Here is a 14,225-nt window from a genome sequence, read left to right on the forward strand (position 1 = left end):
CGCACCATCCCCGCCGTTGTTGTCCGGGCCCTTTACCGGCCCACCAAAAATTATTGCCGGACGGCCTGAACGGAGTCATATCCTTCGGCGCCGTACGGACACACAAGGACATGGGCCGCCCAGGAGAGCCGGCCCAGCACACAGGCCTGCCTGTCCCGCCGCGGGGCAATGAAAAAGCGGTACGGCAAAGGCCCGCCCTGCATGCTTCCCCCAAGGAAACATGCCGGACGGGCCTTTGAAGCGTGGGCTACAAGACGCGCCTGCCTCCCGCCGGAAATCTAGACCCCGGTGGGAACCTTTTCGGCCGCACGGGCGTCCGTGACGTCCTGCGTTTCGAATGGCAGCTGGTCCAGGTCGATCAGCGGGTTCTCGTCCTGGGTGGCCACCAGTTCCCGGGCTTCCGCCTGGGTGTCAACGCTGGGCATGGAACCCGGCAGCGGACGCTGCGCTGATTCCTTCAGGAAGTAGATGGCCACCGCACCCACCAGGGACGTGCCCATCAGGTAGTAGGCGGGCATCATGTCGTTCCCGGTTGCACTGATCAGGGCGGCAACAACGAAGGGGGTGGTCCCACCGAAGATCGCCACCGAGAAGTTGTAGGCGATGCCCATGGCGCCGTAGCGGCTGGACGTGGGGAACTGCGCCGGCAGTGCGGAGGCCAGGTTGGCCACGTAGAAGGTCACCGGGAAAGCGATCAGGGCGAGGCCCGCAAGGGTGGACCAGATCTCACCGATGCCGATCAGCATAAAGGCCGGCGTTGCCAGGACCACCGTGCTCAGGGCGCCGATCCACAGGACCGGCCTGCGGCCAATCCGATCGGACAGCTTGCCGGTCAGCGGAATGCAGAGGCTCATGACCACCAGGACGGGAATGGTCAGCAGGGTGCCGTGCACTTCGTCGTAGCCCTTGGCCTCGGTGAGGTACGTGGGCATGTAGGAAGTGAGGGCGTAGCCGGCCGTGTTGGCGGCGGCCACCAGGATCATGGCCACGATGATGGAGCGCCAGTAGGCCTTGACGATGCCCACCGGGCCCTTGGCCGCGGCTTCGTCAGTGGCGGCAGCGTTCTTGGCGATGTCCTCCTGGGCATCCAGGGTGGCCTGGAACTGGGGGGATTCCTCGATCCTGCTGCGGAAGTAAATGGCGACCAGGCCCAGCGGACCGGCAATCAGGAACGGGATGCGCCAGCCCCATTCCTCCATGGCAGCCTGTCCCAGGGTGAGCTGGAGGGCAGAGACCAGGGCGGCACCCAGGGCGAAGCCCAGGTAGCTGCCCATGTCCAGGAAGCTGGCAAAGAACCCGCGGCGCTTGTCCGGCGCGTACTCGCTGACGAACGTGGTGGCGCCGGCGTATTCGCCGCCCGTGGAGAAGCCCTGCACGATTTTCAGCAGCACCAGCAGGCCGGCGGCCCACAGGCCGATCTGGGCGTAGCCGGGCAGGAGGCCGATGGCGAAGGTGCTCGCGGCCATCAACATGAGGGTGGCGGCAAGGATCTTCTGCCGGCCCATTTTGTCGCCCATCCAGCCGAAGATCACACCGCCCAGGGGACGGGCGATAAACGTGGCGGCGAAGGTTCCGAGCAGGAACAGGGTCTGCGTGGTGGGGTCGGATTCCGGCAGGAAGACCGGCCCCATGGTGGTGATGAGGTAGCCGAAAACGCCTACGTCGTACCATTCCATGGTGTTGCCGACGATGGTGCCGCCGAGTGCCTTTTTGAGCATCGGCTGGTTCACGACGTTGACATCGGATTCCTTGAGCCGGCGGCGTGGCAGCCGCCTGGGCTTCTTGGCAGCCGTGACGGCTGCCTGGTCTGTTCCGCTGGCGTTCCTGGCGCCTGCTGAAGAGTCGGTCATGCTTCGGTCTGTGGGCATTTGGGCAACTCCTGTGGAGGTCATTTGCTTGCGACTTGTAGCTGCCCCGCTCCGGGCAGGCCTTCAATTTTACGGGAAAACCATGGCTTCCCCGCCCGAAATGCCGTACGATCAGCTCTTTTGGGGCCGTTTACGCTGACTTTTCCCACATTGTTTTCCCGCCTTTTCCCGCGTCATTACGGGGATGGCGCCCGCCAGCACGGATCGTTACCGAATTTTTTTGGCTGCAACCCGGTTGGGGATGCTTTTTGCGGGTACTCCGTCGCCAAAAGTGAGCGCCCTCACCCAGTCTCCGTGCCTCCCTTCCGTCCCCGCAGCGGCGTCGTGGCGCGGGCCTCAAGGACCGCCATCGGCCTTCTTTTCCGTCCTCGAGCCAAGGGGTTCACAGGCGGCTGTGCGGTGCCTATGGTGGACCCATGGAAAACCTTCCCTTTGAGTAGGCGGACGTGTGCGGCCGGACCCGGTCCGGCTGCGCCCCGCCCATCCGGTCAGGCCCGCGCAACACTTGCTGGGCACGGTACGCATTACAGTCCGCTGGCATTTTCAGCGATCCCCGGACGCCCCCGTGGCGGCAACGGGCAACACTTCGTTTCATCGCGGAAAGGAAGATCACATGGCTGACAAAGTCCGTACATCACACATCAAACCCGAGCTTGCCGACCACCTGGCGGCGGCGATGAACACTCCGGACCTGCCTGGTCCCGCAGTGGCCGGTGCAACCGGAATGCCGCAGCAGAACGCGTGGCCGGATGGCAACGGAAAGCGGCGGCACCCGAAGGAACGCGGCTCCGGCCTTGGCAGGATGGGCCACGAAGCCGCGGTGACGGCCGTTCACCGCACCAGCCGGCCGCAGATGCCGCATTCGTCCTGACCTGGCCCGGACAACCATCGCGCTGGCGACACCCTGAATAACCATCGACACGCAAATTGCCTGGCGACCCCACTATGTGGTGGTCGCCAGGCAATTTCCGCGTCACGGATGAAGGTGTGCGTCGAAAGCCCGGCTCAGGCTTCGCGCACCACCTCGGACGGTTCCTTGTCGAGTCGCCAGCCCCGCCATACCGGGTGGCGCAACCGCCCGGGGCCGGTCCACTCGCTGTAGGTCACCTCACCCACGAGCTGCGGGGCAATCCAGTGGGCGTCCGCGGCGTCGGGGCGTGGGACGTCGTGGAACGGTGAGGTTTTCCTCGCGAGGCGCTCCACCGTCTGCCGGAGTTCGGCCAGCTCGCGGGTGCTGAACCCACTGCCCACCCGCCCCACGTACTGCAGTTTGTCCCCATCAGGGATGCCCACCAGCAGTGAACCCACAGTGTCCTGGCGGCCGCCCTTGCCCGGCCGCCAGCCGCCCACCACCACTTCCTGCGTCTGTTCAATCTTGAGCTTGATCCACGTGCGGGTCCGCTGCCCGCTCACATAGCGGCTGTCCGTCCGTTTGGCCATCACGCCTTCGAGGCCCAGCTCCCGGGCGCTTTCCAGGATGTGTTCAACCTTGTCCTCGAGGACAAGGGAGAGGTCCACCGGGCAGCCGGAGGGGCGAAAGAACTGCTCCAGCCTTTGGCGCCGCTTGGTGAGCGGCAACCGCCGGAGGTCCGTCCCGTCGTTGTACAGCAGGTCGAACAGCACCAGCCGCACTGGGATGGCTGTCCGGGCCTTCGCGACGTCGGCCGGTCGGGTCAGCTTCATCCGGCCTTGCAGCAGTCCGAAGTCAGGCCTGCCGGCGGGCCCGACGGCGATGATCTCACCGTCCGCTACGAAGGGCTGCTCGGGCCAACACGACCGGTCCGTCAGCTCCGGATAGGTCCGCGTGACGTCGTTGCCGTTGCGGCTGAAGATGCGCACAGTGGTCTCGTCCGCGACCATGATGGCGCGCACCCCGTCCCACTTGAGTTCGAACTGCCAGTTGCTGCCCTGGAGGTCGGCGGTGTCACCGGAAGTGGCCATCATGGGCCCGAAATCCTGGGGTGAGAGATTCGGGCGCGAAGCGGCAGCCGGCGCCTCCTTCTTTTCCGGCGCGTCCTCCGGCGCCTTCTTATCCGGGACGTCCTCAGGCTCCTCTTCCGGCACCTCCGCCGGCTCTGGAGGCGGCGCCGCGTGCCGTCGTCGTCCGCGTTGATGCTCCGTGTCCATGAGGTGGATGAGCCACTGCCCTTCAGCGTCCTTGCCCTGCCCGCGGCCGGTGTGGATCAGCGCGACCTTTTTGGTCCCGCCCAAGCCGCCGCCCTCGGACCCATTGAGGGTGACGATGACCTCGCGGCCGTTGATCCACTTGTGCAGCTCATAGGTGCCGGTGTCCCAGATGGTCATCTCGCCTGCGCCGTACTCCCCTTTGGGGATCGTGCCGTGGAAGGTGAGGTAGTCCAAAGGGTGGTCTTCGGTCTGGACGGCAAGGTGGTTCTTGCCGCCGGATTCCGGGACGCCCTTGGGCAGGGCCCAGGACACCAGGACGCCCTCGTGCTCCAGCCGGAGGTCGAAGTGAAGCCGGCTGGCGTGGTGCTCCTGGATGACGAACGCGTCGCCGCTGCCGGCCGCGCCGCTGAACGGTTCGGGCGTCTTCTGCGGGTCGCGCATGGAGCGGTACTTCCCCAGGCGCGGGTTCCCGTCGTGCCCATCGCTGCCGTGCCCGTTCCCGCCGTGCCCTCTGGCGTCGCCGGAAGGATGGCCCGCGGCCTGGACGACGGCGGCAAACGGGTCCTTGCCGTCCTGCACCCGCCGCAGGACTGCTTTATAGTCCAGGTGCTTGAGCCCCGGAGAACTGATTTCCCGCCACGTGCGGGGCGCAGCGACCATGGGCGTGGGGCGGCCGCGCAGTGAGTAGGGCACGATGGTGGTTTTGGCCGCGTTGTTCTGGCTCCAGTCCACCAGCACCTTGCCCTTGCGGAGGGTTTTCTTCATGTCACTGACGGCCAGGTCCGGATGGTCCGCCTCCAGGGCGCGCGCCAGTTCCCGGGCGAATGCCGAGATCTGGTCCGAGCTCTGGCTGCGATCCAGGGCGGCATACAGGTGGATGCCCTTGCTGCCGCTGGTCACCGGTACCGGGTCCATGCCCACGTCCTGCAGGATGGCCCGCGCCAGGAGCGCCACCTCAACGCACTCCTCGATGCCCGCGCCCTCGCCGGGATCCAGGTCCAGGACCAGCCGGTCCGGGTTCAGCTGGTTTCCGTGGGAGTCCACCTGCCACTGCGGCACGTGGATTTCCAGGGAATTGATCTGGCCGAACCAGGTCAGCGTGGCGGGGTCGTTCACCATGGGGTAATGGATGGTCCGGTCTTTATGGGTGATGGCGGCCCGGGGGAGCCAGCCCGGTGCGGAGTCCTCGAGGTGCTTCTGGAAGAACACCTCGCCGGGTTTTTCGGCGGTGCCCACTCCGTTGACCCACCTTTTGCGGGTGGCCGGCCTGCCGGCTGCCGCGGGGATCAGGACGTGGGCGACGGCTGCGTAGTAGGCAAGGACGTCGGCCTTGGTGGTGCCGGTCTCCGGATAGATTATTTTGTCCAGGTTGGTGAGCGTGAGTTCACGTCCGGCAACGCGGACACGCTCCTTACTTGCCGCCATAGGGCTTCACCTCCGGCCCGGACTGATGTTGACTGTAGGAATGAGAGCCATCTGGAAAGGTGCCATCGCGTTTGGCCTGGTCAACGTGCCCGTGAAGGTCTACAGCGCCACTGAAGATCATGACATCAGTCTGCACCAGGTTCACAATGCCGACGGCGGCAGGATCCGCTACCAGCGCCGCTGCGAGGTCTGCAGCCAGGTCATCGACTACTCCGACATCGAGAAGGCCTACGAGGAAGACGGCCGGACGGTCGTCCTGTCCAAGGACGAGCTCAAGTCCATTCCGGCGGAGAACAGCCACGAGATCGAGGTGGTGCAGTTCGTCCCGTCCGAGCAGCTGGAACCCATGATGTTCGAGAAAAGCTACTACCTGGAGCCGGATTCCAAGACGCCCAAGGCCTACGTGTTGCTGCGGCGGGCCCTTGAGGACACGGACCGGGTGGCCATTGTCCAGTTCGCGCTGCGGGAAAAGACACGCCTGGGCGCCCTGCGGATCAAGGACGACGTGCTGGTGCTGCAGTCCCTCCTGTGGCCGGACGAGGTGCGTGAAGCCAACTTCCCCGCATTGGACACGTCCGTCAAGATCTCACCCCAGGAGCGCGAGATGTCAGCCGCGCTGGTGGAATCCATGGCGGCGGACTTCGATCCCGTCTCCTTCACGGACGAGTACCAGGTGCAGCTGCGCCAGCTGATCGAGGCCAAACTCGAGCAGGGCGACGCCCTGGATACGGAAGCAACCTTTGGCGTGGAGGAAGGCGAAGGCGGCAAGGGTGAAGTCATTGACCTGATGGAAGCCCTGAAACGGAGCCTGGACCGGAAGCGCGGTGCCGGGGCGGCTGCCTCGTCCGGTGATGAGTCCGGCGGGGAGTCCGATGAGGAGGAGGACAGCGGCGAGGAGGAGGCCAAGCCCGCGCGCCGGGCCTCCGGAACAAAGACGGCGGCAGCCAAAGCGGGGACCACCTCCACGGCATCAAAGCCGGCCACGAAGTCCACGGCTGCCAAAGCCGGGACCGCCAAGACCACGGCAGCCAAGACCACCGCTGCGAAGTCGACGGAAACGAAGTCCACTGCCGCGAAGTCACCGGCCACGAAAGCAACCGGCACAAAGACCGCCGCCAAGACCACGGCAAGCAAGACCGCAAGCAAGACGGCGTCCGGCAAAGCCTCCGCTGAACCTGCCGCGAAGTCCACCTCCACCAGGGCCCGCAAGCCAGCCTGATCCGGGATCCGGGCAGTACGCCAGCCGGATCCGAAGGGGACTGCCCGACGCGCCCCCGATCCACCTGGGTCAGCCTCGGAAGCAGTGCGATCTTTACAGCGGGCTACTGCGCGTCCACAATGAGTCGCATCGCAGCCTCCGCTGTGCCCACAGCGCGCTGACACCTGAGCGGCCAGTAAAGGAGCGCGGACCATGAACGATCAGACGGATACGGCGGAGGCGGACCGGGCGCTGAAGCAGAAGCACCGGGCCATGTGGGCGTCCGGGGACTACCCTGCCTTGGCGGACGAGATGCTGCTGGAACTGGGCGCCATCCTGGTGGAAGCATGCGGAATCACGTCCCGCCACCGGGTGCTGGACGTGGCAGCAGGCTCCGGCAATGCGGCAATTCCGGCGGCGATGATGGGCGCCAAGGTGGTGGCCAGCGACCTCACGCCCGAGCTTTTCGAGGCCGGCCGCCGGGAGGCCGCGAACCGGGGAGTCAGCCTGGACTGGCAGGAGGCGGATGCCGAGGCCCTGCCGTTCGGCGAGGCCGGGTTCGACGTGGTGATGTCCTGCCTCGGCGTTATGTTCGCGCCGCACCACCAGGCTGCTGCCGACGAACTGGTCCGGGTCTGCAAGCCCGGCGGCACCATCGGCCTGCTGAGCTGGACCCCGGAAGGGTTCATCGGCAAGATGTTCGCCACCATGAAGCCCTTCGCCCCGCCGCCCCCGCCCGGTGCCCAGCCCGCACCGCTGTGGGGGAGCGAGGAGCACGTCCGGGAACTGCTGGGGGACAGGGTTACCGAGGCCAAGGCGCGCAAGCAGACGCTGGCGGTCCGCAGCTTCCATCAGCCAGCCGATTTTGTCCGCTATTTCAAGTCCCACTACGGACCCACCATCTCGGTGTACAAGTTCATCGGCGAGGACCCGGAAAAGGTCAAAGCACTGGACCAGGCCCTCACGGAGCTGGCTGATTCCTTCGGGGACGCGCACGGCGATTCGCCGTTCCAGATGGAGTGGGAGTACTTGCTGTTCACCGCGAAGAAGGCTGGCTAATGCCGGGAAACCACGTGGCAACGTCGTCCATCGTGATCGGTGCTCCGGCGAGCCATGTCTGGGACGTCATTACCGACCCTCGGGCCGTCAAGGAGTTTATGTTCGGCGCGGACCTGGTGACGGACTGGATTGTTGGCGGGCCCATCGTTTGGCGCGGCGAGTGGGAGGGCAAGGCCTATGAGGACAAGGGCTACATCCTCGAGGTGGAGCCCGGCCAAAGGCTTGTCCATACGCACTTCAGCCCGCTCGGCGGCGAAGACGACAAGCCGGAAAACTACCACACGCTGACCTGGACCCTTGAGGACCAGGGCGGCGCCACCAGGCTCACCCTCAGCCAGGACAACAACGCCACCGAAGAGGCGGCCGCCCACGCCCAGGGCATGTGGGACATGCTCGTGGCAGACGTCAAGAAGATCGCCGAGCGCGGCTGACCTACCCTGGGCACCGGGATTAACGCGGCGGGACTAAACAGCAGCGGCCGCCGTCGGGCGCATCCCCTGGGGGACACGCGCGACGGCGGCCGCCGGCACGCTGCTGTCACAACGCGGTGCTGCTACTCGGCGTCGTGATCCGTTTCCAGGATCTGGACCAGGCGGTCCAGTGCGGTGTCAGCGCCGTCGCCTTCGGCGCGGAGGACCACCACGTCGCCGTGGGAGGCACCCAGGCTCATGAGGGAGAGGATGCTGGCGGCATCCATGGCCTCGTCGGCCGGCTCGCCTTCACGGGCGATGGTGATGTCCAGGTCGAACTCTCCGGCTGCCTCGGCAAAGATGGCGGCGGGGCGGGCGTGCAGGCCTACGCGGCTGGCGACGGTTGCGGTGCGTTCTGGCATTGTTGCTCCTTTTGTCTTTCGGCTTGCTGTGCTTCAGCGCCGGATGGGTAGGTGGCCGGATCAGACCGTTGCTGGAACGGTTTCCACCGTAGCAGCGGTCTTGGGGGCTGCCCAGCGTTTGAGGGCTACCACGGCCAGCGCGCTGACGATGGTTCCGGCGAGGACTGCGACGACGAACATCAAGAAGTTACCGATGGCGAAGAAGACGAATAGTCCGCCGTGGGGTGCCTGTGACGTGACGTTGAAGGCCATGCAGAGTGCGCCGGTGAGGGCACCGCCCACCATGCTGGCAGGGATGACACGCAGCGGATCGCTCGCGGCGAACGGGATGGCACCTTCCGAGATGAAGGACGCGCCCAACAGCCAGGCTGCCTTGCCGTTTTCACGCTCGTTCAGGGTGAAGAGCTTCTTGTCCAGAACGGTGGCCAGGGCCATGGCCAGCGGTGGCACCATGCCTGCAGCCATGACGGTTCCCATGATCAGCCATGGCGCCTGGTTGTCGGCGTTGCCGGCACTCAGGCCGGCGACCGCAAAGGCGTAAGCCACCTTATTGACCGGGCCGCCGAGGTCGAAGCACATCATCAGGCCGAGGATGACGCCCAGGACGACGGCCGAGGCGCCGCTCATGCCGGTGAGCCAGCCGTTGAGGGCTGCCGTCAGGCCTGCGATGGGACCGCCAAGGACCAGGAACATTGCGCCGGAGGCAACTATTGAGGCGAGCAGCGGGATGATCACCACGGGCATCAGGCCGCGCAGCCAGCGGGGCACCTGCCAGGTCCCGATCAGGTGGGCGATGTAGCCGGCCAGCAGGCCGCCGATGATGCCGCCGAGGAAGCCGGCATCCATGAATCCTGCGACGGCACCGGCAACGAAGCCGGGTGCGATGCCGGGCCGATCAGCAATGGCGTAGGCAATGTAACCGGCCAGCGCCGGGACCAGGAAGCCCATGGAGAGGGCGCCGATCTTGAACATCACCGCGCCGAGATAGATGGCAAGGCCGCCCTCGGGCAAGTTGCCGAAGCTGTTGTTGAGAACCACGTCGTCTGCGACTTCAGTGATGTCGTAACCACCCAGCAGGAAGCCCAGGGCGATCAGCAGGCCGCCGCCGGCGACGAACGGAATCATGTAGCTGACGCCGGTGAGCAGCGCACGCTTCAGCTTCTGGCCGATGTGCTCGCCCTTTTCCTCGGCGTCGTGCTCGGCCTGTTCCTCGGCACCGAAGTGCGGGACGCGGCGGGCGTTCGGGTTGTCCGCGGCGGCCAGTGCTTCCTGGACCATCTTGGCGGGCTCGTCGATGCCGCGCTTGACGGGAGCGTTGATGACCGGCTTGCCGGCGAAGCGTTCCTTGCCGCGCACGTCCACGTCCACCGCGAAGATCACGGCGTCGGCGGCAGCGATCACGGCGGGGTCCAGCGGCTTGGCGCCGGAGGAGCCCTGCGTTTCCACCTGCAGGTCAACGCCGGCTTCCTGGGCCGCGGCCACGAGGGAGTCGGCAGCCATGTAGGTGTGGGCGATGCCGGTGGGGCATGCCGTCACGGCAACGAGGCGCCTGGGGCCGGAGGAACCAGCCGCTGCACCTGCGCCCGCACCTGCCACTGCCGAAGCCCCGGACTGGCCGGTTGAGTTCAGCGATCCAGCTGCCTCCGCCGGGGCGGCGGCAGCATGGGCGGCCGGCTTGTCGGCGAGGGCGCCATCCACCAGCTCGACGATTTCCTCCCGGGAGGACGCGGCGCGCAGGGCTGCGGTGAAGTCCTTTTTGATGAGGGAGCGGGCCAGCTTGGAGAGCAGCTTCAGGTGCGCCTGGTCTGCTCCGTCCGGGGCGGCGATGAAGAAGATGAGGTCGGCGGGGCCGTCCTTGGCGCCGAAGTCCACCTTCGGGTCCAGGCGGGCCATGGCCAGGGTGGGCTCCGTGACGGCGGCCGAGCGGCAGTGCGGGATGGCAATGCCGCCGGGGATGCCTGTGGCGGTTTTCTGTTCGCGGGCGAAGGCGTCGGCGAAGAGGCCTTCAACCTCTGTTGCGCGTCCGGCGGCAGCTACCTTGCTTGCCAGATGCCGGATCACCGCCTCGGGCGCGTTGCCCAGGTTCTGGTCGAGCTCGACCAGTTCCGTGGTGATGAGCTGAGTCACTGTCAATCCTTTCGAAGGGCCGTGATGGTTACGGCATCCGGGGTGGTTTGGTGAACTGCCGGAACGGTGGAACCGGGCAGGGAGGCGGCAGCGGCACCGTGGGCCACTGCCTGGCGAAGGCAGTCGGCCGGGGCGGCGCCCTGGCCGTGGGCGAGCAGATAACCGGCCAGCGCGGAGTCGCCCGCGCCCACCGTACTGACCGCGGCGACCGGCGGATGCGTGGCCAGCCACGCGCCGTCGGCCGTTACCAGCACAGCTCCCTTGGATCCGAGAGTTGCCAGCACAGCACCCACACCGGTACGTACGACGGCAGCGGCGGCTGCCGCTGCAGCCGCCGGGTCCGCTTCCAGTTCGTCAGCGGTGGCCGGGGCAAAGCCGGCCGCGGCGGCCAGTTCTGCCAGTTCTTCGGCGTTGGGCTTCAGGAGGTCCGGCATGCCCGCCGCCCCGCCAGTGAGGGCGGCGGCGAGCGGCTGTCCGGATGAGTCGACGGCGATGCGCGGGGCGGCGCCGTCGGCGGAGGAACGGAGGCGCTGGGCCGCCGTTGCGTAGAAGTCTGCGGGGAAGCCCGGAGGCAGGGAGCCGGCCATGACCACCCAGCTGGCGCCGCGGGAGCTTTCCAGCAGCAGCTTGATCAGGGCTTCCTGCTGGTTTTCGTCCAGCAGGGGGCCCGGCTCGTTGATCTTGGTGGTCACGCCGCCGGGCTCGGTGAGCGCAACGTTGGTCCGCAGCGGCTCGCCGATCGGCAGGGAGACGAAGGGTACCGCGCTGTCCCGGAGGCCGGCGAGGACCGGATCGCTGTCGGCGCCGGGAAGGACCGCCACCGACTCCAGGCCGGAGGCCACCAGGGCGCGCGAGACGTTGACGCCCTTGCCGCCGGATTCCTGGCTGACGGAGACGGCGCGCTGCACCTCACCGCGTTCGAGGGGACCGGGAAGGGCAACGGTGCGGTCCAGGCTGGGGTTGGCCGTGAACGTGACGATCATGCGATCACCACATCGACGCCGGCCTCTTCCAGGGCGGCTGCGAGTTCAGGTCCGGGTTCGCTGTCTGTAATCAAGGTGTCCAGATCTTTCAGGGAGGCGAACTGGACCAGGGTTTCCGTGTCCAGCTTGGTGGAATCGGCCAGCACCACAATGCGGCGTGCCGAGTGGACGAATGCTGCCTTGACGGCGGCTTCTTCAGGATCGGGGGTGCTGAGGCCGAAGCCTGCGTGGATGCCGTTGGTCCCCACGAAGGCGATGTCCGGGCGGATCCTTCCCGCGGCGTCTACGGTTGCCTGGCCCACGGCTACCTGAGTGATGCCGCGAACCCGCCCGCCCAGGATGTGCAGGGCAATCCCGGGAACACTGGAGAGCTTCCCGGCGATGGGAACGGCATGGGTGATGGCCACCAGTTCGGGCCGTGGCCCGGCGCCATCGGAATGTTCGACGGCGGTGCGCCGGGCGAGCATGTCCGCCAGGACTTCCGTGGTGGTGCCGCCGTCGATCAGGACGCTGCCGGGGGAGTTGCGTGGGATGAGGGCCAGGGCGGCTTCGGCAATCCGGACCTTTTGGTCGGGCCGCTGGATGGCGCGCTCGTTGACGCTTTCCTCGGTGGTGCTGAAGCGGTCGGCCGCCACGGCGCCACCATGGACCCGGCGGACGGTTCCGGCGTTTTCGAGGGTGGCAAGGTCCCGGCGGACCGTTTCGGTGGTGATGCGGAAGCGCTCGGCCAGGAGGGTCACGCTGACCCGGCCGCTGCCGGCAACAAGCTCGGCAATCTTTTGCTGGCGCTCCTCGGCGAACACGTACCCTCCGTTGCGTAGTGGCTGGGATTGCGGTAATTACTCGGCGTGACTGGCATCACATGATGTTGAGTTACTTGACTTTATCTTTGATTCTGTTGGTTTGTCAACGGAAACCAACACGAAACAAAATGCCTGCTGATTCGGGAGTGCTGAGCGCGGCCACGGAGCAAGCGAAAAAGCCGGGCCGGACCATGGTGGTCCGGCCCGGCTTTCGGGCTTGGGGGGCACGTCGTGCCTGGTCACTCCTGCAGCGCTCTCCCGGCGCTTCCGGCCCGGCTAGATTCCGCCGTCCCTGCTTTCGTTGCGCGTGATGCGCTCGCCAGTGTTGGGGTCCACCACGGAGCGGGTTTCGCTGACGCGCCTGCTGCGGCCCGGGGAGGCGAGAATGAGTGAGGCGATAAGCCCGATAACGCCCACGGCCATCAGGATGTAGCCCACCAGGACCTGGTCCACAAAGGGGATAAGTCCTGGGGCCACGGCCCAGGCGAGGATGGCGCCCAGGGCGATGAGGAAGATTGACGATCCGATTCTCATAACGTGCTCCTTTATAGGCCGCGGAAAGTGCGGCGCCGGTAGGGCATTGTTGGAACGGTATTGCCTGCGTATCAACTGCTCAGCATGCTGCTGTTAGGCGCCACGCTACAGCGCGGAGTTGCCGGATTCAATGACCCGCGCGGTGCTCCGGCAGCGGAAAGGCCTGGTGCAGGAGGGAAAGCAGTGACGCAAGGGCTTTGTCCCGGGGGTCACCGGCATCGCTAGGCTGGGCGGATGGAAACAGTTGTGTGGTCCAAGCCGGAGGACCAGCGCGCAGGAACTCCGCTGCTGGTGATGATGCACGGTTACGGCACCGACGAGTCCCGCATGGTCCGCCTCTTCGATTACCTGCCTGCGGAATTCACCTTCGCCGCGCTGAGGGCGCCGATGCCCATCGGCGACCACTATGGCTGGTTCCTGCTGGACTACTTCCTGGCCAATGATTTCGCCGACGTCATCACCATCACCAGCAAGGTTCACGGCTGGATCAGGTCCGTCAGGGACCAGCACACCAGTGTCAGCCTGATGGGATATTCGCAGGGGATGGCCATGGCGAGCACGCTCCTGCGGTTGCATCCGCAGGAGTACAAAGCAGTGGTGGGGCTGTCCGGCTTCGTTTTGGACAACGAGCTCCTGGCGCTGACCGACTCATTTGATCCCAAGCCGCCGTTCTTCTGGGGCCGCGACAAGGCGGACCTGGTGATCAATGAAGACGCCATCGCCCACACCGCTGACTGGCTTGAGAAGAACACACTCCTGACCGCCCGGACCTACCCTGGCATGGGGCATGCCATGTCCAAGGCCGAGATGGTGGACGTCAGCGCGTTCCTCAGGCACTACGCCCTGCGCTAGGGGCTGCCCGCCTCCGAGATTTCCGTCACATTGGCGCGCCAGGCCGGCGGGTCGAAAAAACAGTTGCCAGCCAAATTTGTAAGCGCTTACACTCATCTTCGGCCGTAACAGCGCGGCCCTGAACTGGGCGGACGAGGAGGCCAGTGACATGCAGGCACCATGCCGCGGCCGCAACACCTGCGCCGGCCGTCCCACTGCAGGCACTCTCCTGCACGACACCGGCCGGGCAGGGCTTGCCCGCCGGGTTGTTCCGTGGGGCCAACAGCCCCATCATGGAAGAAGTATCTGGATTAGCAGGCCCCCGCGCGCCGCAGCTTCTTACGCCGGCAGCCGCCCGCCGCACGTGCAGATCACCCCGGGCACCGAAGCCAACACTTACGCCACCAACCCGTCTTCACGGCTGCCCGCCGTCTGAAA

12 protein-coding genes are annotated in these 14,225 nt (G+C 66.3%); 5 read left to right on the forward strand and 7 right to left on the reverse strand.

Annotated features, from left to right (window positions below):
• Window positions 1-278 precede the first annotated feature (278 nt).
• On the reverse strand, window positions 279-1,868 hold the full coding sequence (locus AC5RWA_RS05715; protein WP_494056881.1) for an MFS transporter: 1,590 nt from the start codon (window positions 1,866-1,868) through the stop codon (window positions 279-281).
• Between the two features lie 613 nt (window positions 1,869-2,481).
• Here AC5RWA_RS05715 and AC5RWA_RS05720 point away from each other — a divergent pair.
• On the forward strand, window positions 2,482-2,739 hold the full coding sequence (locus AC5RWA_RS05720; protein WP_115524082.1) for a hypothetical protein: 258 nt from the start codon (window positions 2,482-2,484) through the stop codon (window positions 2,737-2,739).
• Between the two features lie 134 nt (window positions 2,740-2,873).
• Here the strand turns inward: AC5RWA_RS05720 and AC5RWA_RS05725 are convergent, their stop codons facing one another.
• On the reverse strand, window positions 2,874-5,420 hold the full coding sequence (locus AC5RWA_RS05725) for an ATP-dependent DNA ligase (RefSeq protein ID WP_494056882.1): 2,547 nt from the start codon (window positions 5,418-5,420) through the stop codon (window positions 2,874-2,876).
• A 40-nt stretch (window positions 5,421-5,460) separates the two neighbouring features.
• Here AC5RWA_RS05725 and ku point away from each other — a divergent pair, with 40 nt between their 5' ends.
• The 3 genes from ku (at window position 5,461) to AC5RWA_RS05740 (ending at window position 8,108) form a co-directional block, all read left to right on the forward strand.
• The gene (ku, locus tag AC5RWA_RS05730) at window positions 5,461-6,639 is read left to right on the forward strand and encodes a non-homologous end joining protein Ku (protein WP_494056883.1); all 1,179 of its coding nucleotides are present in this window, start codon (window positions 5,461-5,463) and stop codon (window positions 6,637-6,639) included.
• 192 nt (window positions 6,640-6,831) lie between these two features.
• Complete coding sequence (locus AC5RWA_RS05735) at window positions 6,832-7,677, forward strand: class I SAM-dependent methyltransferase (RefSeq protein ID WP_476244765.1); 846 nt, start codon at window positions 6,832-6,834, stop codon at window positions 7,675-7,677.
• A complete protein-coding gene (locus tag AC5RWA_RS05740) occupies window positions 7,677-8,108 on the forward strand; it encodes an SRPBCC domain-containing protein (RefSeq protein ID WP_476244766.1) in 432 nt (143 codons plus the stop codon). Before AC5RWA_RS05735 ends, AC5RWA_RS05740 begins: the two co-directional genes overlap by 1 nt.
• Before the next feature lie 122 nt (window positions 8,109-8,230).
• Here the strand turns inward: AC5RWA_RS05740 and AC5RWA_RS05745 are convergent, their stop codons facing one another.
• From AC5RWA_RS05745 to AC5RWA_RS05765, 5 genes are all read right to left on the reverse strand, one after another.
• A complete protein-coding gene (locus AC5RWA_RS05745) occupies window positions 8,231-8,509 on the reverse strand; it encodes an HPr family phosphocarrier protein (protein ID WP_079598623.1) in 279 nt (92 codons plus the stop codon).
• 60 nt (window positions 8,510-8,569) lie between these two features.
• Window positions 8,570-10,636: a PTS fructose transporter subunit IIABC gene (locus AC5RWA_RS05750; protein WP_494056884.1), complete on the reverse strand. Its 2,067-nt coding sequence runs from the start codon at window positions 10,634-10,636 to the stop codon at window positions 8,570-8,572.
• A gap of 2 nt (window positions 10,637-10,638) precedes the next feature.
• On the reverse strand, window positions 10,639-11,619 hold the full coding sequence (locus AC5RWA_RS05755; RefSeq protein WP_494056885.1) for a 1-phosphofructokinase family hexose kinase: 981 nt from the start codon (window positions 11,617-11,619) through the stop codon (window positions 10,639-10,641).
• Window positions 11,616-12,422, reverse strand: coding sequence for a DeoR/GlpR family DNA-binding transcription regulator (locus AC5RWA_RS05760; protein WP_494056886.1), 807 nt, complete (start codon window positions 12,420-12,422; stop codon window positions 11,616-11,618). Before AC5RWA_RS05760 ends, AC5RWA_RS05755 begins: the two co-directional genes overlap by 4 nt.
• Window positions 12,423-12,698: 276 nt before the next feature.
• Window positions 12,699-12,956, reverse strand: coding sequence for a DUF6458 family protein (locus AC5RWA_RS05765; protein WP_079598619.1), 258 nt, complete (start codon window positions 12,954-12,956; stop codon window positions 12,699-12,701).
• A 234-nt stretch (window positions 12,957-13,190) separates the two neighbouring features.
• On the opposite strand from AC5RWA_RS05765, the gene AC5RWA_RS05770 reads away from it, so the two are divergent.
• Complete coding sequence (locus AC5RWA_RS05770; protein ID WP_494056887.1) at window positions 13,191-13,808, forward strand: alpha/beta hydrolase; 618 nt, start codon at window positions 13,191-13,193, stop codon at window positions 13,806-13,808.
• The last annotated feature ends 417 nt before the right edge of the window (window positions 13,809-14,225 follow it).

It is taken from the genome of Arthrobacter sp. 210 2 (assembly GCF_059093025.1).